This is a genomic window from Inquilinus limosus (assembly GCF_051487185.1).
Lineage (GTDB): Bacteria > Pseudomonadota > Alphaproteobacteria > DSM-16000 > Inquilinaceae > Inquilinus > Inquilinus limosus_F.
Genome location: NZ_JAHVDK010000038.1, coordinates 25,579 through 46,505, shown reverse-complemented (window position 1 = coordinate 46,505; position 20,927 = coordinate 25,579). Strand labels below are relative to the sequence as shown.

At 68.6% G+C, this 20,927-nt stretch carries 18 protein-coding genes; 3 read left to right on the top strand and 15 right to left on the bottom strand.

Features of this window, described 5'->3' with window-relative positions:
* Positions 1–40 precede the first annotated feature (40 nt).
* The 9 genes from KXR53_RS31855 to KXR53_RS31815 all read right to left on the bottom strand — a co-directional run bounded on the left by KXR53_RS31855 (position 41) and on the right by KXR53_RS31815 (position 10,742).
* Positions 41–550 carry a hypothetical protein gene (locus tag KXR53_RS31855; RefSeq protein ID WP_437379642.1) on the bottom strand — a complete coding sequence of 170 codons (510 nt, stop codon included), beginning with the start codon at positions 548–550 and terminating at the stop codon, positions 41–43.
* An 8-nt stretch (positions 551–558) separates the two neighbouring features.
* Positions 559–1,341 carry a hypothetical protein gene (locus KXR53_RS31850; RefSeq protein ID WP_437379641.1) on the bottom strand — a complete coding sequence of 261 codons (783 nt, stop codon included), beginning with the start codon at positions 1,339–1,341 and terminating at the stop codon, positions 559–561.
* A gap of 208 nt (positions 1,342–1,549) precedes the next feature.
* Positions 1,550–2,518, bottom strand: a complete 969-nt coding sequence (locus tag KXR53_RS31845) for a peptide ABC transporter ATP-binding protein (RefSeq protein WP_437379640.1) — start codon at positions 2,516–2,518, stop codon at positions 1,550–1,552.
* Positions 2,515–3,486, bottom strand: coding sequence for an ABC transporter ATP-binding protein (locus tag KXR53_RS31840; RefSeq protein ID WP_437379639.1), 972 nt, complete (start codon positions 3,484–3,486; stop codon positions 2,515–2,517). The genes KXR53_RS31845 and KXR53_RS31840 overlap by 4 nt, the downstream gene beginning before the upstream one ends.
* A 141-nt stretch (positions 3,487–3,627) precedes the next feature.
* Entirely contained in the window at positions 3,628–4,578 is a 951-nt protein-coding gene (locus tag KXR53_RS31835) for an ABC transporter permease subunit (protein WP_437379638.1), read from the bottom strand.
* A gap of 4 nt (positions 4,579–4,582) precedes the next feature.
* The gene (locus KXR53_RS31830; RefSeq protein ID WP_437379637.1) at positions 4,583–5,593 is read right to left on the bottom strand and encodes an ABC transporter permease subunit; all 1,011 of its coding nucleotides are present in this window, start codon (positions 5,591–5,593) and stop codon (positions 4,583–4,585) included.
* Between the two features lie 77 nt (positions 5,594–5,670).
* Complete coding sequence (locus KXR53_RS31825; protein WP_437379636.1) at positions 5,671–7,269, bottom strand: ABC transporter substrate-binding protein; 1,599 nt, start codon at positions 7,267–7,269, stop codon at positions 5,671–5,673.
* A 245-nt stretch (positions 7,270–7,514) separates the two neighbouring features.
* Positions 7,515–9,113, bottom strand: coding sequence for an ABC transporter substrate-binding protein (locus KXR53_RS31820; protein ID WP_437379635.1), 1,599 nt, complete (start codon positions 9,111–9,113; stop codon positions 7,515–7,517).
* 33 nt (positions 9,114–9,146) lie between these two features.
* Positions 9,147–10,742 (bottom strand): ABC transporter substrate-binding protein, encoded by a 1,596-nt coding sequence (locus KXR53_RS31815; RefSeq protein WP_437379634.1) that lies wholly within the window; start codon positions 10,740–10,742, stop codon positions 9,147–9,149.
* Between the two features lie 162 nt (positions 10,743–10,904).
* Between KXR53_RS31815 and KXR53_RS31810 the strand changes: the two genes are divergently transcribed.
* Positions 10,905–11,582, top strand: coding sequence for a TetR/AcrR family transcriptional regulator (locus tag KXR53_RS31810; RefSeq protein WP_437379633.1), 678 nt, complete (start codon positions 10,905–10,907; stop codon positions 11,580–11,582).
* Here KXR53_RS31810 and KXR53_RS31805 read toward each other — a convergent pair.
* From KXR53_RS31805 to mtnK, 4 genes are all read right to left on the bottom strand, one after another.
* Complete coding sequence (locus KXR53_RS31805) at positions 11,560–13,161, bottom strand: DHA2 family efflux MFS transporter permease subunit (protein ID WP_437379632.1); 1,602 nt, start codon at positions 13,159–13,161, stop codon at positions 11,560–11,562. The two genes, KXR53_RS31810 and KXR53_RS31805, sit on opposite strands and share 23 nt — an antisense overlap.
* Positions 13,158–14,273, bottom strand: coding sequence for an HlyD family secretion protein (locus tag KXR53_RS31800; protein WP_437379631.1), 1,116 nt, complete (start codon positions 14,271–14,273; stop codon positions 13,158–13,160). The genes KXR53_RS31805 and KXR53_RS31800 overlap by 4 nt, the downstream gene beginning before the upstream one ends.
* 140 nt (positions 14,274–14,413) lie before the next feature.
* On the bottom strand, positions 14,414–15,511 hold the full coding sequence (gene mtnA, locus KXR53_RS31795) for an S-methyl-5-thioribose-1-phosphate isomerase (RefSeq protein WP_437379630.1): 1,098 nt from the start codon (positions 15,509–15,511) through the stop codon (positions 14,414–14,416).
* Between the two features lie 3 nt (positions 15,512–15,514).
* On the bottom strand, positions 15,515–16,807 hold the full coding sequence (mtnK, locus tag KXR53_RS31790) for an S-methyl-5-thioribose kinase (RefSeq protein WP_437379629.1): 1,293 nt from the start codon (positions 16,805–16,807) through the stop codon (positions 15,515–15,517).
* 135 nt (positions 16,808–16,942) lie between these two features.
* Between mtnK and KXR53_RS31785 the strand changes: the two genes are divergently transcribed.
* Positions 16,943–17,329, top strand: a complete 387-nt coding sequence (locus tag KXR53_RS31785; protein WP_437379628.1) for a RidA family protein — start codon at positions 16,943–16,945, stop codon at positions 17,327–17,329.
* A 2-nt stretch (positions 17,330–17,331) separates the two neighbouring features.
* Here the strand turns inward: KXR53_RS31785 and KXR53_RS31780 are convergent, their stop codons facing one another.
* Positions 17,332–18,705 (bottom strand): MFS transporter, encoded by a 1,374-nt coding sequence (locus KXR53_RS31780; protein ID WP_437379627.1) that lies wholly within the window; start codon positions 18,703–18,705, stop codon positions 17,332–17,334.
* Positions 18,706–18,786: 81 nt separating this feature from the next.
* Positions 18,787–19,662, bottom strand: coding sequence for a phytanoyl-CoA dioxygenase family protein (locus KXR53_RS31775; protein ID WP_437379626.1), 876 nt, complete (start codon positions 19,660–19,662; stop codon positions 18,787–18,789).
* 121 nt (positions 19,663–19,783) lie between these two features.
* Here KXR53_RS31775 and KXR53_RS31770 point away from each other — a divergent pair, with 121 nt between their 5' ends.
* The gene (locus tag KXR53_RS31770) at positions 19,784–20,797 is read left to right on the top strand and encodes a LacI family DNA-binding transcriptional regulator (RefSeq protein WP_437379625.1); all 1,014 of its coding nucleotides are present in this window, start codon (positions 19,784–19,786) and stop codon (positions 20,795–20,797) included.
* The last annotated feature ends 130 nt before the right edge of the window (positions 20,798–20,927 follow it).

Here is a 20,927-nt window from a genome sequence, read left to right as displayed (position 1 = left end):
TGATGACAAGCCACCATGCGCCCGTCCACCGGCCGCGGCATCAGTCCCCCGCCTCGTACCCTGCCGCCCGGCATGCATACTCGGATCTGGCATAGCCCGTCTGGTACGGGCTTTGGCGGATGCGTCCGGCCTCGCGGCCGCAGGGGGTGTAGCCGGCGGCCTCGGCCCGGGCCTGCAGCCGGTCGGCGGTCGAGACCCCGGCCACGGCGGATGCGATCGCCAGCACAAAGATCACGGCCGCCATTGGCCCCATGGCCCCCCGGCGGCGCCCGGAGGGCTGCCGCCGCCCCGCGGCCTGCCCCGGGAAGGACCCGGTCCAGGTCATCGCGGCATGGAGGGCCGGCAGACACCATGCGAACAGCCCCGCCGCGCTTCGCCCGGTGGGCAGGGCGACGGCCTCCGCGCCGGCGTTCAGGCCGGCATAGGCCTTCGCGATCTGCAGGACGACCGCGGCCACCAGCCCGATCGCGATCACGTCCAGCACCCCGAAGAAGAGATGGCCGCGCCACGCCTTTGCGCGCAGCCAGGCCCCCGCCCCGTAGACGCCCATGCCGGGGGCTACCAGCGCGGCCAGCCGAAGCCGCCGCCGGGCATGCGGCCCAGGCCCATCCGGCCGAGAGCATCCCGCCGGGCTTGCTCCGCTCCGCGGGCGATCCCGGCGGCGATCCGGCCGTCCAGCAGCGACTGATCCACCAGCTCGACCACCTCCACCAGGCCGTTCTCCACCGCCATGCCGGTCCGCTCCATCAGCTCGGCCAGTCTTTCGGAGATCCCGAGAGCATCCGCCGCGTACCCAAATGCCGCGCCGACGGCAAGCCCCGCCGCAAGAGGGACCCCGATGGCGAGGATCACGACAGTGCCGGAAACGAAGCTGGCGGCGAGAACGGCAGTGGCCGTCGCGATCAGCCCGATGCTCACATTCGTCACGATCGACGCGAGCATCCGGCTCAGACTCTGCTCGTCCGAGACGAGGAACCGCAAGACCTCGATCGTCGTGTAGGCGACGATGTTAAAGATGACGTTGCTGAGCATCGCCACGCCCAGGATCGGCTTGGAGATCCCGAAGCGAAGCATCAGCGGGTTGCGGTCGAGGTAGCGGGTGCCCTGCAGGACCGTGCGCTGGCCCGGATAGCCCCGGAAGATCACATAGGTCTCGCCCGAGACCTCCCGGAAGTAGTAGCTGCCCGTCACGCCCAGCTCGCGCATGAGCGTGGCCGCGACCGTGGAATCCCGCAGCAGCGCCGTCAGGCCGGGAAGGTCGAGGATCTTCAGCGTCCCCTGCGAGAGCCCGTCATTGGTGCCGACGATTATCGCCGCCAGATCCCGGGCGCTCAGGATCACGACATTCTCTTCCCGATGCGGCGATCGGCTGTGCCTGCCCCAGCTGTCCACCCCGTGCTCCCCGATCCGGCGTCATCCGATGGCCAGAAGGCCTGAATGCCAAGATACTACGCCCGTCGTCGGATTTTGATCCTGATCGTCGGTTCGATCCGGGGCCGGTGGCCCGGCCGGCGATACCGGCCGAGGCCCGGGAAGGGGTTGCCGGCTCCTACCCCACCTGCTCCGCATGATGGCAAGCCACCATGCGCCCATCCACCGGCCGCAGCTCGGGGCGCACCGAATGGCAGAGGTCGGTGGCATACGGGCAGCGGCGGTGGAAGGCGCAGCCGGGGGGCGGGGCGAGGGGGGAGGGCAGCTCGCCCTTCAGCACCACCCGCTCGGCCCGCTTCGCCGGGTCGACGAAGGGCGTCGAGGCCAAGAGCGCCTTGGTGTAGGGGTGGCGCGGATGGCGGAAGATCGTCTCCTTGGTGCCGTGCTCCACCGGCCGGCCGAGATACATCACCACCAGATCGTCGGCGATGTGCTCCACCACCGACAGGCCGTGGCTGATGAACAGGTAGGCCAGGCCGAACTCCTCCTGCAGGTCCATCAACAGGTTCAGCACCTGGGCCTGGATCGAGACGTCGAGGGCCGAGACCGGCTCGTCCGCCACCACCACCTTCGGCCGCAGCATCAGCGCCCGGGCGATGGCGATGCGCTGGCGCTGCCCGCCCGAGAACATGTGCGGATAGCGGTCGTAATGCTCGGGCCGGAGGCCGACCTTCGCCAGCATCGCCTCGGCCGCCTGGCGCCGCTCGGCCGCTTTCATGCTGGTGTTGATCTTCAGCGGCTCCTCCAGGATCGTGCCCACCTTTTTGCGCGGGTTCAGCGATCCGTAGGGGTCCTGGAACACGATCTGCACCGCGCTGCGCAGGCGGCGGCGCTGCGCCTTGTCCGCCGTCGCCACCGGGATGCCGTCGATGGTCAGCTCGCCCTCGCTCGGCGGCTCGATCATCGTCACCACGCGGGCGAGGGTGGACTTGCCGCAGCCGCTCTCGCCCACCACCGCCAGGGTCTTGCCCGGCTCCAGCGTGAACGACATCTCGGTCAGGGCGCGCAGCGTCTGCGCCGCGCGGAAGGGCGAGGTCTTGACCTCGTAGAAGCGGCTCAGCTGCCGCGCTTCGACGACGGCGCTCACGACTGCGCCTCCTGCAGGGGATTGAAGCAGCGCGTCCGCCCGTCCAGGTCGGGCGTCAGCTCCGGGTGCTCGGCCCGGCAGCGGTCCAGCACGTTGCGGCAGCGCGGGTTGAACAGGCAGCCGGCCGGCCGGTCATAGGGGCCGGGCACCACGCCGGGGATGGTCGGCAGCCGGCGGTGGCCGGCGCTGCGCTCCGGCAGCGCCTCCAAGAGGGCGCCGGTATAGGGGTGGCGCGGCCGGCCGAAGAGGCCGTCGACCATGCGCTCCTCTACCAGCTCGCCGGCATACATCACGTTGACGCGCTGCGCCGTCTCCGCCACCACGCCCATGTCGTGGGTGATCAGGACGAGCGCCATGCCCTGGTCGCGCTGCAGCTGCACCAGCAGCTGCAGGATCTGCGCCTGGATGGTGACGTCCAGCGCCGTGGTCGGCTCATCGGCGATCAGCAGCTTCGGCCGGCAGGCGATCGCCATGGCGATCATCACCCGCTGGTTCATGCCGCCCGACAGCTGGTGCGGGAAGGCGTCGATCCGGGTCTCCGGCGCCGGGATGCCGACCTGGGACAGCAGCTGGATGGTCCGCTCGCGGCGGGCGCGGCGGCTGCCGCCCTCATGCACCTTCAGCGCCTCCATGATCTGGAAGCCGACGGTGAAGCAGGGGTTCAGGCTGGTCATCGGCTCCTGGAAGATCATCGCCATGTCCTTGCCGATGATCTTGCGGCGCTGGCGCGGCGACATCTTCAGGAGGTCGTGGCCGTCGAAGCTGAGATGGTCGGCCGTGACCTTGCCGGGGAAGGCGACGAGGCCCATCAGCGCCAGCATGGTGACGGACTTGCCGGAGCCGCTCTCGCCGACGATGCCCAGGATCTCGCCGGAGTCGATCGACAGGTCGAGGCCGGAGACGGCGCGGAACAGTCCCTTGCCGGCCGGGAACTCGACCGTCAGGTTGCGGATGTCGAGCAGGGCCATGTCAGACCGGGGTCCCTTGGCATGAACTCACATCGTCATGGCGAGCCCCGCAGGGGCGTGGCCATCCAGCGGCACCGGCCTGGATCGCCACGCCGGCTTCGCCGGCTCGCGATGACGGAACAATCGGTACGAAGGTCGGCATCAGCGCTTCAGCTTCGGGTCCAGGGCGTCGCGCAGGCCGTCGCCCAAGAGGTTGAAGGCCAGCACCGTGATCAGGATGGCAAGGCCGGGGAAGGTCACCACCCACCAGGCGCGCTGCAGGAACTGCAGGGAGGAGGCCAGCATCGTGCCCCATTCCGGCGTCGGCGGCTGGGCGCCGAGGCCGAGGAAGCCCAGCGCCGCGGCGTCGAGGATGGCGGTGGAGAAGCCCAGCGTCGCCTGCACGATCAGCGGCGCCATGCAGTTCGGCAGGATGGTGGCGAACATCAGCCTGAGGGTGCCGGCGCCGGCGACGCGCGAGGCGGTGACATAGGGCCGGCGGATCTGGCTCAGCACCGCGGCGCGCATCAGCCGCGAATAATGCGGCAGGGTGACGATCGAGACCGCGATCATGGCGTTGACCAGGCCGGGGCCGAGGATGGCGACGACGACGATGGCCAGCAGCAGGCTGGGCAGCGCCAGCATGATGTCGAGCAGGCGCATGATCGCAGTGTCCAGCACGCCACCGAAATAGCCCGCCACCAGGCCCAGCAGCAGGCCCATGGCCAGCGACAGCGTGACCACGATCATGCCGATCATCATGGAGAGGCGCGCCCCGTGGATCAGGCGCGAGAGGATGTCGCGGCCGATGTCGTCGGTGCCCAGCGGATAGGCCAGGCTGCCGCCCTCCTGCCAGAAGGGCGGCACCAGGAAGGCGGTGCGGTCCTGGTCGATCGGCGAATGCGGCGCGATCATGTCGGCGAAGATGGCGACCAGCGCGATCACCACGATGACGATGAGGCCGGTCAGCGCCCCCTTGTTGGCGCTGAAGGAGCGCCAGAACTCCAGGAGCGGGCCGGGCGGCTTCGCGGCCACGGCCGGGGCCGGGGCGTAGGGGGTGAGGACGGGGTCGCCGGCGATCAGCGGCGCGTTGGGATCGGGGCTGGCGGTCATCGGCTTACTTCACATGCCGGATGCGGGGGTCGAGCAGGCCATAGGCCAGGTCGACCAGCAGGTTGACGGCGATGACGAGGGTGGCGACCAGCAGCACCCCGCCCTGCAGCGTCGGGTAGTCGCGGCGGGCGATCGCATCGACCAGCCATTTGCCGATGCCGGGCCAGGCGAAGACGGTCTCGGTCAGGATCGCGCCGCCCAGGAGCGTGCCGACCTGCAGGCCGATCACGGTGACGACCGGGATCAGCGCGTTGCGCAGCGCGTGCAGCCCGATCACCCGGCGGACGCCCAGGCCCTTGGCCCGGGCAGTGCGGATGTAGTCCTCGTTCAGCACCTCGAGCATGGCCGACCGGGTCATGCGCGCGATCACCGCGAGCGGGATGGTGCCCAGCACGATGGTCGGCAGGATCAGATAGCTCAGCGCCGACCGGAAGGCGCCCTTCTCGTCCGACAGCAGGCTGTCGATCAGCATGAATCCGGTCTTCGGCTCGACATAGTACAGGGCCGAGATCCGGCCGGAGACCGGGGTCCAGCCGAGGCCGACCGAGAAGATCAGGATCAGCAGCAGCCCCCACCAGAAGATCGGCATGGAATAGCCGGTCAGGCTGGCGCCCATGATGCCGTGGTCGATGGGGGACGCCCGGTTGGTGGCGGCCAGGATGCCGGCCGGCAGGCCGATGATCACGGCGAACAGGATGGCGCAGATCCCGAGCTCCAGCGTCGCCGGGAACAGCTTCAGGAACTCACTCAGCACCGGCCGCCGCGTCGTGGTCGAGGCGCCGAGGTCGCCCTGCAGCACTTGGCCGATATAGGAGGCGAACTGCACCGACACCGGCCGGTCCAGCCCGTATTCGTGCATCAGCTCGGCATGGCGCTCGGGCGAGATGCCGCGTTCGCCGGCCCGCACCTGGATCGGGTCGCCGGGCACGGCCCGGATCAGGAAGAAGCTGAGGGCGGTGATCCCCAGGAAGGTCACCGCCGCCATGGCGAAGCGGGTCAGGATGAAACGCAACATGATCTCGTGCCCGGGAAAAGATGCGGGCGGAGGAGCATCCCCCTGCTCCCCCGCCCGGCTCCCCCTTTTACCTCTCTCTATTCGGTGATGTCGACGTCGCTGAAGTCGTGGCGGCCGAACGGGCTGACCTTGTAGCCCGAGACCTCCTTGCGGGTCGGCTCGTAGACCACCGAATGGGCGATCGGCAGCCAGGGCGCCTGCTCGTGGAAGATCACCTGCGCCTGCTCGTACAGCTTGGTGCGCTCGGCCTGGTCCGAGATGGTCTTGGCCTTCTTGACGATCTCGTCATAGGGCTTGTAGCACCACTTCGCGATGTTCGAGCCGCCCGGCCGCGCCCCGTCGCAGCCCAAGAGGTTGTACAGGAAGTTGTCCGGGTCGCCGTTGTCGCCGGTCCAGCCCAGCTGGCCCATCTGATGGTCGCCTTCCTGCAGGCGCTTCCGATATTCGCCCCACTCGTACGAAACGATCTTCGCCTTGATGCCGACCTTCTCCAGATCCGCCTGCATCATCTCGGCGATGCGCTGGGCGTTCGGGTTGTAGGGCCGCTGCACCGGCATCGCCCACAGATCGGTCTCGAAGCCGTTGGCATAGCCGGCCTCGGCCAGCAGCTTCTTCGCCGCCTCAGGGTCGTATTTGTAGTCCTGGACGCTGTCGTTGTAGGACCAGATGGTCGGCGGGATCGGGTTCTTCGCCGCCTCGCCGGCGCCCTGATACACGGCATCGAGGATCGCCTGCTTGTTCACCGCCATGTTGACGGCGCGGCGCACGCGCACATCGTCGAACGGCTTCTTGGTGGTGTTGAAGGCGAGATAGCCGGTGTTCAGGCCGGGCTGGCTCAGCACGTTCAGCGCCGGGTCCTTCAGCATCGCCGGCACGTCCGCCGGGTTCGGATACGGCATGACGTGGCACTCGCCGGCCTTCAGCTTGGCGGCGCGCACCGCGGCGTCCGGGGTGATGGCGAAGACCAGGTTGTCGATCTTCTCCTTGCCGCTCCAGGCCCCCTCGAAGGCCTTGTAGCGGATCAGCGCGTCCGGCTGGTACTGCACGAACTGGAAGGATCCGGTGCCGATCGGCACCTGGTCGACCTGCTCGGGCGTGCCGGCCTTCATCATCGCGTCGGCATATTCCGCCGACAGGATCGAGGCGAACTCCATCGCCAGGTTGGCGATGAACGGCGCCTCGGGCGAGTTCAGGGTGAACTTCACCGTGTAGTCGTCGACCTTGTCGATCGACTTCAGCAGCGTGCCCATGCCCATGTCGCCGAAGTAGTCGTACTGGCCGCCGGAGACCTTGTGGTAGGGGTGGTCGTCCTTCCACATCCGGTTGAAGGTGAACAGCACGTCATCGGCGTTGAAGTCGCGGGTCGGCGTGAACTTGTCGTTCGAATGCCACTTCACCCCCTTGCGGAGATGGAAGGTGTAGACCGTGCCGTCGTCCGAGATGTCCCAGGACTCCGCCAGGCCGGGCTCGGTCTTGGTCGTGCCCTTGGTGAATTCGACCAGGTGGTCGTAGATCGGGCCGGCCGCGTCGAAGCTGGTGCCGGTGGTGTTGATCTGCGGGTTGAAATTCTCCGGGCTGCCCTCGGAGCAATAGACCAGCGTCTTGGCATCGGCGGACACCGCCGCCCCCGCGACGAGGACGAGCGCCATCGCCGTGGCGGACAGGAAGCGGGACATGAAACTCTCCCCTATGGTGGTCCTTCGGCCTGGGCTTGCCGCATAGCTGTATTGCCCAAACCGTGGGTTGCACGGGATTACCGCAGGGGCGGGGGGCGATGTCAACTGGCCGAATATGTCGGGCAAAATGAATCGCTTCCCAATATAGGCCCGCCCTGGGGACGCCATCCGGCGGATCGTAACTTGGGCGGCTCAAAAAGAAACGGACGGGAAAGCGGGCCGCTGCTTTCCCGCCCGTTTGTTGCTTACTCCGCGATGTCGACGCCGCGGAAATCGTGCAGCCCGACCGGGATGATCGTGTAGCCCGAGACCTCCTTGCGGATCGGCTCATACACCACCGAATGGGCGATCGGCAGCCAGGGCGCCTGGTCGTGGAAGATCACCTGGGCCTCTTCGTACAGCTTGGCGCGCTCGGCCTGGTCGGCCGTGGCCTTGGCCTTCTGGATGAGCTTTTCGAAATCCTGGTTGCACCACTTCGAAATATTCGATCCGCCCACCCGAGCGGCATCGCAGCCCAGCAGGTTGGCGAAGAAGTTGTCCGGATCGCCATTGTCGCCGGCCCAGCCCATCTGCGCCATCTGGTGCTCGCCGGCCTGGGTGCGCTTCCGGTACTCGCCCCACTCGTACGAAACAATCTTGCTCTTGATCCCGACCTTGGCGAGATCCGCCTGAATCAGCTCGGCGATGCGCTGGGCGTTCGGGTTGTAGGGCCGCTGCACGGGCATGGCCCACAGGTCGCTCTCAAAGCCGTCGGCATAGCCGGCCTCGGCCAGCAGCTTCTTCGCGGCGTCGGGGTCGTACTTATAGTCCTGGATGCTGTCGTTGTAGGACCAGATGGTCGGCGGGATCGGGTTCTTCGCCGCCTGGCCGGTGCCCTGGTACACCGCCTCCAGGATCGCCTGCTTGTTCACCGCCATGTTGATGGCCTGGCGCACGCGGACGTCGTCGAACGGCTTCTTGGTGACGTTGAAGGCCAGATAGCCGGTGTTCAGCCCGGGCTGGCTCAGCACGGTCAGGTTCGGGTCCTTCTGCATCGCCGGCAGGTCGGCCGGATTCGGGTACGGCATGACATGGCACTCGCCGGCCTGCAGCTTGGCGTAGCGCACCGCCGCGTCCGGGGTGATGGCGAAGACCAGGTTGTCGATCTTCTCGCGGCCGCTCCAGGCCTGGTCGAAGGCCTTGTAGCGGATCAGCGCGTCCGGCTGGTACTGGACGAAGCGGAACGGCCCGGTGCCGATCGGCACCTGGTCGACCTGCTCCGGCGTCCCTGCCTTCATCATCGCGTCGGCGTACTCCGCCGACAGGATCGAGGCGAAGTTCATCGCCAGATTGGCAATGAACGGCGCCTCCGGCTTGGTCAGGGTGAACCTGACCGTATAGTCGTCGACCTTGTCGATCGCCTTCAGCAGCGTGGGCATGCCCATGTCGCCGAAGTAGTCGTAGGAGCCGCCGGAGACCTTGTGGTACGGGCTGTCCTCCTTCCACATCCGGTTGAACGAGAACAGCACGTCGTCGGCGTTGAAGTCGCGGGTCGGGGTGAAGGTCTCGTTGGCGTGGAACTTGACGCCCTTGCGCAGGTGGAAGGTGTAGACCGTGCCGTCGTCGGACACGTCCCAGGACTCGGCCAGCGCCGGGACCACCTTGGTGGTGCCCTTCTCGAAGGCGACCAGGCCGTCATAGATCGGCAGCGCCGCGTCGAAGCTGGTGCCGGTGGTGTTGATCTGCGGGTTGAAGTTCTCCGGGCTGCCCTCGGAGCAGTAGACCAGCGTCTTGGCCTGGGCCGACGCGGCCATCCCCGCGGCGAGGGCCAGCGCCATCGCCGTGGCGGACAGGAAGCGGGACATGGGGTTGTCTCCCTACGAATCGAGGCAGGCAGGCTACTCCCGGATATCGACGCCGCGGAAGTCGTGGATGCGCACTGGGGTGATGACGTAATTCAGCACCTCCTTGCGGATCGCCTGGTACTCCACCGAATGGGCGATCGGCAGCCACGGCGCCTCTTCGTGGAAGATCGCCTGCGCCTGTTCGTAGAGCTTCGCACGCTCCGCCTGGTCGGCGGTGACCTTCGCCTTCTGGATGAGCTCTTCGAAAGACCGGTCGCACCACTTCGCGATATTTCCGCCGCCTTCACGTGCGGCATCGCAGCCGAGGAGATTGTTGAAGAAATTGTCCGGATCGCCGTTGTCGCCGCCCCAGCCGAACTGCGCCATCTGGTGCTCGCCGTCCTGCACGCGCTTCCGATACTCGCCCCATTCATACGAGACGATCTTCGCCCGAATGCCGACCTTGGCCAGGTCCGCCTGCATCATCTCGGCGATGCGCTGGGCGTTCGGATTGTAGGGCCGCTGCACCGGCATGGCCCAGAGATCGGTCTCGAAGCCGTCCGGGTAGCCGGCCTCGGCCAGCAGCTTCTCTGCCGTCTCGGGGTCGTACGGATAATCCTGGATGTTGTCGTTGTAGGACCAGATGGTCGGCGGGATCGGGTTCTTCGCCGCCTGGCCGGTGCCGCGGTAGACGGCGTCGAGGATCGCCTGCTTGTTCACCGCCATGTTGACGGCGCGGCGCACGCGGACGTTGTCGAACGGCTTCCTGGTGACGTTGAAGGCGACATAACCGGTGTTCAGGCCGGGCTGGCCGATCACCGTCACCACCGGGTCCTGCTGCATCGCCGCCAGGTCGGCTGGGTTCGGCGACGGGATCACCTGGCACTCATTGGCCTTCAGCTTGGCGTAGCGGACCGAGGCGTCCGGGGTGATGGCGAAGACCAGCGTGTCGATCTTCTCCCGCCCGCTCCACGCCTCGTCGAACGCTTTGTAGCGGATGATCGCATCCGGCAGGTACTGGACGAAGCGGAACGGGCCGGTGCCGATCGGGATCTGGTCCACATCCTCCGGCGTGCCGGCCTTCATCATCGCGTCGGCGTACTCGGCCGACAGGATCTGGGCGAAGTTCATCGCCATGTCGGCCAGGAACGGCGCCTCCGGCCGGGTCAGGGTGAAGCGGACGGTATAGTCGTCGATCTTGTCGATCGCTTTCAGCAGCGTCGGCATCCCCATGTCGCCGAAATAGTCGTAGGACCCGCCGGAGACCTTGTGATAGGGGCTGTCCTCCTTCCACATCCGGTTGAACGAGAACAGCACGTCGTCGGCGTTGAAGTCGCGGGTCGGGGTGAACGTCTCGTTCGAATGCCACTTCACGCCCTTCCGCAGATGGAAGGTGTAGACCGTGCCGTCGTCCGACACGTCCCAGGATTCGGCAAGGGCCGGCACCACCTTGGTGCCGCCGCGCTCGAACGCCACCAGCCCGTCATAGACCGGCACGGAGGCGTCCAGGCTGGTGCCGGTGGTGTTGATCTGCGGGTTGAAGTTCTCCGGACTGCCCTCGGAACAATAGACCAGCGTCTTGGCCTCGGCCGAGGCGATGCCGGCCGTCAGGACGAGCGCCAGCGCCGTGGCGGTGAGGAAGCGGGACATGAAGCTCTCCCTGTATGGCTGTTGATCGGTCTTCGTGTCGCGATCCGGTCAACTGCAGATCGTCAAACGGTACGGTACCGTCTAGGCTGGGCGGAAGCTTTGCTCTTTTGAACGCTCTGGTGAGCCTTGCCGTCGCGGCTCCGGGGCAAAGGGATGGTCGCCATGACGGAAAGACATCGCCCGACAGCCGGGAACAGCAAGGGAACAACGGCTCTCCGCGCCGCGCGGCAGGAGGCCCGCCAGGAGGAGTTTCTTCGGGCGGCCACCGAGGTGTTCTTCACCTCCGGCTTCGCCGGGGCGAGCGTGGATGAGATCATCGCGAAGGTCGGGGGCTCGAAGCGCACCATCTACAGCTATTTCGGCAACAAGGAGCAACTGTTCGCGACGGTGGTGCGGGAGATCGCCCGTCACGCCATGGGGGCCCTGGCCGAAGCCGACTTTGCCCGGGCGGATCTCGAGACGACGCTGCAAGAGGTCGGGCAGCGCTATCTCGGCGTCATCATGTCGCCCGAGGCGCTGCAGCTCTATCGCACGGTCGTGGGCGAGGGCAGCCGCTTTCCCGACCTCGCCAAGGTGTTCTTCGAGGCCGGCCCGGGCCGGACGAGCGCGAATCTCGCGCGCGTGCTGGAGGAGAAGGGAAGGGATTGGGGGATCGAGGCCGGCGACCCGAAGCGGCTGGCCGAGCATTTCCTGGGAATGATCCGCGACGACCTCCATCTCCAGGTCGTGCTCGGGCTGCGGCCGCCACTGACGCCCGCCGAAGCCCGGGCGGCCGTCGAATCCGCGGTCCGTATGTTCCTGAATGGCGCCCGCGGAGCTAGTGCGGAACATGCCCCATGAGGCGGGCGAGGGTGAGCTTGGTCGCGACCAGGACCGGCGCCGCGACCAGGAACAGCAACGCGATCGCCAGGAAGCATTCGTTGAAGGACAGCGTCGACACCTGCTGCACGAAGGCCTTTTGGATGACGGCGGTCGCTGCGGCGCCGGCTTCCTCGGCGGGATAGCCCCGCGCGGTCAGCAACGCCGCCAAGGCCTCCTGCCGTTCGGCGAGCACCGGGTTTCCCGGCGCGAGATGCTGGGCCAGCACCGTGCGGTTGAGCGCGTTCTGGTGATCGAGATAGGTGGCGAGGCTGGCGACGCCGATCTGACCGCCCATCTGACGGCCGATATTGAACAGCGCCACGCCCTGGGGCAGCACCTCCGGACGCAGATCGCGCAGCGTGCCCACGGTCAGCGAGACGAAGAGGAGACCCAGGCCGAGGCCGCGCAGCAGCAGGGCCGGCACCATGTCGGGCAGGCCGCTCTGGGAGGTCGAGCCCGACAGCATCCACATCGAGGTCATGAAGCAGATGATGCCGAAGGGAACCGGCTTGATCGGATCGAGCCCCTTGAACTGGATCAGCGCGCCCGCGGCGAGGAGGCCGATGCAGACCAGCGCGCCGCTCGGCAGGAGCAGCAGCCCGGCATAGGTCGGCGACAGGCCGAGGACGCTGGTCGCGAAGGCCGGGATGACGAAGGCGCTGCCGAACAGCGCGCCGCCGGCGACGAAGCTGACGATGAAGCCGAAGCTGAAGTGCTCGTCGCGGAAGACGGCGAAGCCGATCAGCGCCCCGCGCTTCTGCGCCAGGGCCTGCCATGCCAGGAATACGGCGGCGGCGCCCAGCCCGGCGAGGCTGACGTCCACGATCTCGGGTTCCTCGAACCAGTCGTAACGGCTGCCCTCCTGCGTGACGTAGACGAAGGCGGTCATCGCCGCACCCAGAAGCAGGAGGCCGAGCCAGTCCAGCCGGCCGTTCGCCTCCGGCCGATCGCGGCGGCTGGGAGCGAGAAGCACGGCCGCCAGGCCGGCCAGACCGAGCGGCACGTTGGCGAGGAACATCCAGGACCAGGAGAGCGTGTCGACGGTCCAGCCCTGCAGGGCCGGGGACAGGGTCGTGGGCGCCATGGTCGTGGCGAAGGCGAAGACGGCCTGGACCAGCCCCTGCCGGGACCGTGGGAAGACCTCGAACAGCAGCGACTGGCCGGCGACGAGCAAGACGGCGCCGGCGACGCCTTGCGCGATCCGCCACGCGACCAGGACGTCGAGGCCGCCGGCTGCGGCGGCCCCGAGGGCGCCGGCGAGCAGAACCAGGATCGCGCCCGCGAGCAGCCGGCGCGGCGCCAGACGCGATGTCAGCCACGCCGCCAGCGGAAAGGCGGTCAGCTTGGCGGCGAGATAGGCGATGTTGACCCAGGCGACCTCGTCCTGGGTGGAATGGATGCCGCCCATGACATGGCCGCGGGTGACCACCAGCACGGTGCTGTTCACCGCATCCATCGCGGCGGCGACGGTCAGGAAACCGAGAAGCAGCCATGACCGACGCGCCGGCAGTGCCGTGGGTCCGGCCGGCGACGGGGCGGGATCGGCCGCCGCGGTCACGATGCTTCATCCGCCGTCCGGAAGATCGTGGCGCCGGCCCGGGCAGGTCCGCTCTCGGAAGCCGCCGCCGTGCCCGGGCCGGAACCCACCTCGACGGCGACATCGACCGACAGGCCGGGCACGAGCCGGCCGAGCAGGCCGTGACCGGCGGGGAGCATGATCTTGACGGGGACGCGCTGGACGATCTTGACGAAATTGCCGGTGGCGTTGTCGGGCGGCAGCAGGCTGAAGGCGGCGCCGCTTGCCGGCGCCAGGCTGTCCACCTGTCCTGTGATGATCGCGTCCGAATAGCCGTCGACACGGATCTCCGCCGGCTGACCCACCGCCATGCGGGCGACCTGGGTCTCCTTGAAATTCGCCACCACCCAGACGGCGTCGACCGGCACCACGGAGAGAAGGGCGGCGCCGGGCCGCACATACTCGCCCGCATGGACGCGGCGATTCCCGACGACGCCGGCGACGGGCGCGCGGATCACCGTGTCCGACAGTGCGATCTCGGCGAGCTGCAGATTGGCGCGCGCCTCCGCCGCCCGGGCGGCGATCTGCTGGGCCTCGGATTCGAGGACGGACAGTTGCTCGCGCGCGGCCGCTGCGGCGGCCTCCGCCTGCGCCAGCGCGGCACGGGCGCGTTCGGCGTCGGCGGTGGCGGTGTCGTGGCTGCGCTGCGGCGTCCAGCCCTGGCCCACCAGGCGGGTCGCCCTCGCCAGCTCGCGGCGCGACAGCTCCATATCGGCCCGGCCGACATCGATCGTCGCCTCCGCCTCGCGGATCTTCGCCAGCTGCAGGGCCTTCCGGCGGGTCAGATTCTCGGCGGCGGCTTCGGCCTGCGCGATGGCGGCCGCGGCGCGGTCCCGCTGGGCCCGATGATCCTCGTCGGCGATCCGCAGCAGGATCGCCCCGGCCTCGACAATCTGGTTGTCGTCGACCAGCACCTCGGCCACATAGCCGGACACTTTGGGGCTGATCGCCGTGATGTCGGCGCGGACATAGGCGTTGTCGGTCCATTCCCTGGATCGGCCTTCGTCCCACCAGGCCCATCCCCAGGCGCCGCCGGCGGCGATGACGGAGAGAAGAGCGGTCCCGGCAGCCACACGCTTGGCAATGCGCTTCATCGGCAGCCTCGTCTCCTTCGCGCGCTCGCAGCATCAAATAGGTACGATACAGTACCGTACCTATCAAAAGCCGGTCAAGCGGCCCTGGTCAGACGAGGGATGAGATCAGGGGGCGACGATCCGACGGGGAGGCAGAGTCCCTATGCCGCCTGGTCGGGATACAGCCCGGCCAGCCCCTCCCGGCTGGCGGGGCAGACGCCGCGTTCGGTGATCAGCCCGGTGACGTAGCGCGCCGGGGTGACATCGAAGGCCCAGTTCGCAGCGGCGCTGCCCTCCGGCAGGATGCCGACCGTCTCGATCCGCCCGTCCTCGGTCCGGCCGGTGACGTGGGTCAGCTCGCGTGCGTCGCGTTGCTCGATCTCGATCTGGCGGATGCCGTCGGTCAGGGTCCAGTCGATCGTGGTGTAGGGCAGGGCGACGTAGAACGGCACGCCGTTGTCATGTGCCGCCAGGGCCTTCAGATAGGTGCCGATCTTGTTGCACACGTCGCCGGTCGCGGTGGTGCGGTCGGTGCCGACGATGCACAGGTCGACCATGCCGTGCTGCATCAGATGGCCGCCGACATTGTCGGCGATCACCGAGTGCGGAACACCGTGGCGGCCCAGCTCGAAGGCGGTGATGCTGGCCCCCTGATTGCGCGGCCGGGTCTCGTCGACCCAGACATGCACCGGCAGCCCCTCGTCATGGGCCATGTAGATCGGCGCCAGGGCGGTGCCCCAGTCGACCGTGGCCAGCCAGCCGGCATTGCAATGGGTCAGCACGTTCAGTCGCTCCGGCCGGCCCTTCCGCTCCCAGGTCTCGCGGAACACGGCCAGGCCGTGCTCGCCGATGGCACGGCAGGTGGCGACGTCGTCGTCGCAGATCTCGGCGGCACGGCGATAGGCGGCAGCCGCACGCTCCGCCGGCTTCAGCGCCGCCACCCGGCCGCGCACATCGTCCAGGGCCCAGCGCAGGTTGACCGCGGTCGGCCGTGTGGCCAGGAGGCGGTCATAAGCGGCGGCCAGGCTGGCGTCGGACGGGTCGGCGCGCAGCGCCAGCGCCAGGCCGTAGGCGCCGGTGGCGCCGATCAGCGGCGCCCCGCGCACCTGCATGCTGCGGATGGCGTGGGCCGCCTGCTCCATGGTTTCCAGCACGACCGTCTCGAAGCCGTGCGGCAGCTTGGTCTGGTCGATGATGACCACGCGCCAGCCGTCCTCAGCCGGCCAGATGGTGCGATAGGGACGTCCGTCGATTTTCATGGCTCAACCCTCGCGGAAAACGGTCTCGGCCGCGTGGCGCAGATCGGCCGGGCCGGTGAATCGGTCGCGCTCGACCAGGAAGGCGCGGGCCAGGCGCAGCGCCTTGGTCTCGCAGGCTGCGCGCAGGTCCGGGTCGGCGATGGTCTCGAGATCGGCGACATGGGCCAAGCCCAGGATGCGCCGGATCATCTTGGCGGCGGCGAAGCCCACGGTCTCCCGGAACAGCCGCGCCATGGTGGCCTTGCGGTGGGCGTCCAGCGCCAGGGCGCCGTCGCCGTCGGCAAACAGGTCGCGGGCGAAGGCGTCGCCCTTGCCTTCGGCGCGCCACAGCTCCAGGAACCGCTTCTCGAACCCGGCCCAGATCGCCTCGACCTGGACCAGCAGCCAGCTGCGGTAGTCGGCGCGGTCGTCCTCTGCCGTCGCGTGCCCGTCCTGTGCGAAATACGCCAGAAAGAAATTGGCCAGCAGGGCGCCGATGTCGAATCCCATCGGGCCGTAGAAGGCGAATTCCGGGTCGATGGCGCGGCTGTCCGTCTCCGTCACCATGATCGACCCGGTGTGCAGGTCGCCATGCACCAGCGCCTCGGCCCGGGTCAGGAAGGCCCATTTCAGCTCCTGCACCGCCACCTTGGCGGCGGCGTCGGCGCGGAACTCGGCGGCGATGCCGTCCAGCTGCGGCGAGGTCCAGCGGTTCAGAGGCGCGATCCGGTAGGGATCGGTGAACACCAGGTCCTCGGTGATCTTGCACAGCGATGTGTTGGCGCAGAACGGCGCCATCTTCGCCTTCTTCTCGGCAGCGGGGGCGTGCAGATCGGAGGTCTTGAACAGGGTCTGGGCCAGGAACTCCGCCATGTGTCCGGCCAGATGCGGATAGCGGGTGCCGGCGATCAGCCCCTTGCGCAGGATGATGTGCGGTGTCAGCCACTCCATCACGATCAGTGCCATGGCGGCATCGAAATGGTGCAGCTTCGGCACCAGATGCGGCACATGCCGGGCCTGCTCGGATAGTGCGTGCCATTCGAACCAGGCGCGGTCCAGCGGCAGCGGCCAGCTGTCGCCGACCAGCCGGACATAGGGCAGGGCCTGCTTGACCACGAGGCCGCCGGCGGCGCCGCGGATGATGAACACCAGGTTCAGGTTGCCGTCGCCGACCTCGGTGACGTGCCAGCCGGCCGGGTCGCCGCCCAGCCGGTCGCGGAGCGCGGGCAGGCCGGCGAGATAGGGGCGGATCGACGCCTCGTTCAGCGGCCGATAGTCCGGCCCGCCGGTCAGCCGGCTCTCCTGCGCCTCACTCATGCTCCAGCCTCCGCCATGTTCTTGCTCTTGAGCGGGCGGAGTGTCGGAAGCCGGCTCCCCTGCTGTCAAGCGCAGCGGGTTGCCGGGCGGTCCCGATCGATGCGATGCAGGGCGGGCAAGCGAAAGGGGGAAGTCATGCAGACCGTTCCGCACAACCCGACCAGCGGCATCTATCCGGCGACGCCCGACTACATCCATGCGCTGGAGGTGCGGCAGCCGAACCGCATCCTCTACGTCGCCGGCACCATGGGCCTCGACGCCCAGGGCGTCCCCGGCACGACGCTGGAGCAGCAGCTCGACCTGATCTGGTCGAACATCCGCACCATCCTGGCCAGCGCCGACATGACCGTGCGCAACATCGTGCGGATCACCAGCTATCTGCGCGACCCGGCCTATGCCGAGGCCAACCAGGCCGCGCGTATCGCCGCGCTCCAGGGCCATGTCGTGCCGACCACGGCCCTGGTGGCGCAGACGCTGTCGCCGGACTGGCTGGTCGAGATCGAGGTGATCGCCGCGGCCTGAGCCTAGGCGACCGGCCGGACCGGGACCGCCTGCGTCCGCTCCGGCCGTCGCTCCTCCGCCGTCGAATAGTCCTTCCGCAGGTCGCTCTCGCTGGTCTCCGGTCCCCACCAGACGGCGGCGACGGTGATCAGCGACAGCGCGATGACGTACAGCGCGACTCCCCAGGGCGCCCCGTCGAACCAGATCACCAGCATCGCCGACAGGGCCGGGGCGGGGCCTCCGGCCAGGATCGACCCCAGCTCCCGCGCGAAGGCGAATCCGCTGAACCGCAGCCGCGGGCCGAACAGCTCGGCGAAATAGGCCGCCTGCGGCCCGAACATCGCGCCGCCGCCGATGCCCATGATCAGCACGAAGGCCAGCAGGATGGCGGTGGTGTCGCCGGTGTTCAGCAGCATGAAGAAGGGCACGGCGAACACCGCCGAGAACAGCGCCCCGCCCATATAGACCGGCCGCCGCCCGACCTTGTCCGACAGCCAGCCGAAGAACAGGATGCCGAAGATCTCGGCGAAGTTGCCGCCGAACACGCCCAGCAGCGCCACGTCGCGCGGCAGGTGCAGGGTGTTGATGATGTAGCTGAGGCCGAAGACCGGGAACAGGTAGCCCAGGCCGTTCTCGGCCATTCGCGCCCCGACCACGACGGCGAAGTTGCGTGGATGGCGGCGCAGCGCGGCTAGGGCCGGCGCCCGGATCGGCGGCTGCCGCTCCTGCGTCTCGGCGAAGACCGGCGTCTCGTCGATTCGCATCCGGATGAACACGCCGAAGCCCAGCAGCAGCAGACTGATCAGGAACGGGATGCGCCAGCCCCAGGCCAGCAGGTCCTCATGCGGCAGCAGGGTGACCAGCCCGAACACGCCGGCGGCCAGCAGGTTGCCGATGGTCACGCCCATCGGCGCGAAGCTGCCGAAGAAGCCGCGCCGCCCGTCCGGCGCGTATTCCACCGCCAGCAGCACCGCGCCGCCATATTCGGCGCCGGCCCCCAGCCCCTGCAGCAGGCGCATCAGCACCAGCAGCAGCGGCGCCCACAGGCCGATCTGGTCGTAGGTCGGCAACAGGCCGATCAGGAAGGTGCTGCCGCCGACCATCAGAATGGTGACGACGAGCACCGGCTTGCGCCCCCAGCGGTCGCCCAGATGACCGAACAGCAGGCCGCCGAAAGGCCGGGCCAGGAAGCCCACCCCGAAGGTCGCCAGCGACACCAGCATGCCGACATTGGGGTCGAATTTCGGGAAGAACAGCTCGCCGAACACCAGGGCAGCGGCGGTGCCGTAGATGAAGAAATCGTACCATTCCAGCGCCGAGCCCACGGCCGCGGCGAACATGACCCGGGTCAGCGGGCGCTTCGGCGCGCCCGCCCCCTGCGGGGGTGCATTTCCCATGGGACGTCCCTCTCCCTCGCTCCGGCTCGGGCCGGTTATTGATGGTTCGAGCGGCCCAGCCCCGTGCGGGACGGGCTCTGCTCAAGCAGCGGTCTTGCGGTCCGCGAAATAGCGCGACTTGGCCGTGCTCTGGTTCTCGTAGATCGAACCCTGGCGCGGCGCCGGCGGCAGCGGCATGCGCACCGGCACGTCGGCCAGCCGCGGCGTGATGCTAGGCTCGCCGGCCACGAGGCGGCGGTCGAACTCCGCCAGGTCCGGCACGCCCATCAGCGGCCAGGCGTCCGCCGCGGCGAACTCGTAGAGCAGCAGCGCACGTGGCTTGTCCGAGGTGTTCTGGGCCGAGCCGTGCACGGCGCGGACATGGTGGAAGCTCATCGACCCGGCGCGGCCGACCGCCGGCACCGCCTTGCTGAAGTCCAGCCCGCAGGCCTCCGGGTCCATGGCGCCGCAGAAATAACCGTCGGAATGGTGGTCGTAGACCGGGCCCTGATGCGTTCCGGGCAGCACCAGCATCGCCCCGTTCTCAACCGTGCAGTCGTCGAGCATCACCCCGACGGCGAGGATGTCGTCATTGGTGTGCGGGTAGAAGGCCCAGTCCTGGTGCCATTCGACCGGAGACCCGAACTGCGGCGACTTCAGGTTGATCTTCGACCCGTGCAGCCGGACGCCCGGCCCCAGCAGGCGCTGCAGGATCACCACCAGCCGGGGCGACCGGGCGATGTCCCAGAACAGCGGATGGTATCTGTGCGGCGTCTTGATCCGGCGCACCCGCGGCGCTTCGGGCGTGTGCCCGGGCTCGAGATCGTAGACATCGGTGTGCGCGGCGACCGCGCGCGACCCTTCGATGAACTCGGCCACGACCCGCCGGGCTTCGGCCAGCTGCGTGGCGTCCAGCACGTCCTCGACCACCACCACCCCGTCCCTGCGATACGCAGCGACCTCCTCGTCCTTGATCATGGCGTTTCTCCCTTGGGGCTCGGTAGCGCTACCGTGATGGAACGGTAGCGTTACCGCGCAGGGTCGTCAACGCCTGCGGCCGGCTTGCAATCGGCTGCGGCTTCGCTTCAAGGTCTGCTTCATGCGAGACGAGACAGCATCGAAACGGAAGCCGCGCATCGAGGATGTGGCGGCGCTGGCGGGCACCTCCCCGATGACGGTGTCGCGCGCCCTGCGCGGCGAGGGGCGGGTGTCACCGGAGACGCTGGCGCGGATCAATGCGGCGGTCGAATCGCTGGGCTACGTCCCCAACCTGTCGGCCAGCAGCCTGGCCTCGCGCCGCAGCGGCATCCTGGCGGTGCTGGTGCCGACCATCGGCAACTCGGTCTTCTCCGAGACGGTGCGGGGTGTCACCGACGCCGCCGAGGGCGCCGGGCTGCATCCGGTGATCGCGGACTATGCCTATTCCGAGGAGAAGCGCCGCCAGCTGGTGCGGGCGCTGGTCGGGCGCCGGCCGGAGGCGCTGGTGCTGGTCGGCGCCGTGCAGGACGAGGCGGTGCGGACTCTGCTGCGCCAGCATGGCATCCCGGTGGTCGAGACCTGGGAGCTGTCGGACGACCCGATCGACATGGCCGTCGGCTTTTCGAATTTCGCGGCCGGCGTTGAGGTGGCGCGGCACCTCATCGGGCGCGACCGGCGGCGCTGCGCCTTCGTCGGTTCGGCCGAAAGCCGGGCCGCGGCGCGGCTGTCGGGCTTCACGCAGGCCCTCGTCGACGCCGGCGCCGCCGCGCCCGAATGCGAGACCCCCGCCGATCTGTCGATCGAGGCCGGGCGGGTCTCACTCGACCGGCTGCTCGCGCGCGCCCCGGATCTTGACGGCATTTTCTTCGCCACCGACGTGATGGCAGTCGGCGGCCTGCTGGAATGCCAGCGGCGCGGCATCGAGGTGCCCGGCCGCATCGCCATCGTCGGCCTGGGCGACCTGGAGATCGGCCGGCAGCTGCAGCCGGCCCTGACCACGATCCGGATCCCCGCCTATGAGATGGGGCGCCGCGCCGGCGATCTGATCCTGGCCCGGCTGGGCAAGGGCGCGCAGCCGGCCGAAGGCCGGATCATCGACCTCGGCTTCTCCCTGGTCCGACGCCAGTCGAGCTGAGGCGCCAGCGAGTCCATCAATTCAGCGTCATCCCGTGCGCGCTGCGGCGCGAAGTGCCGCTGCGCAGACACGGGATCTCGACGCAGCCTCGAAGAGATCACGGTTCTGCGGCGCATCACTCCGTGCTGCG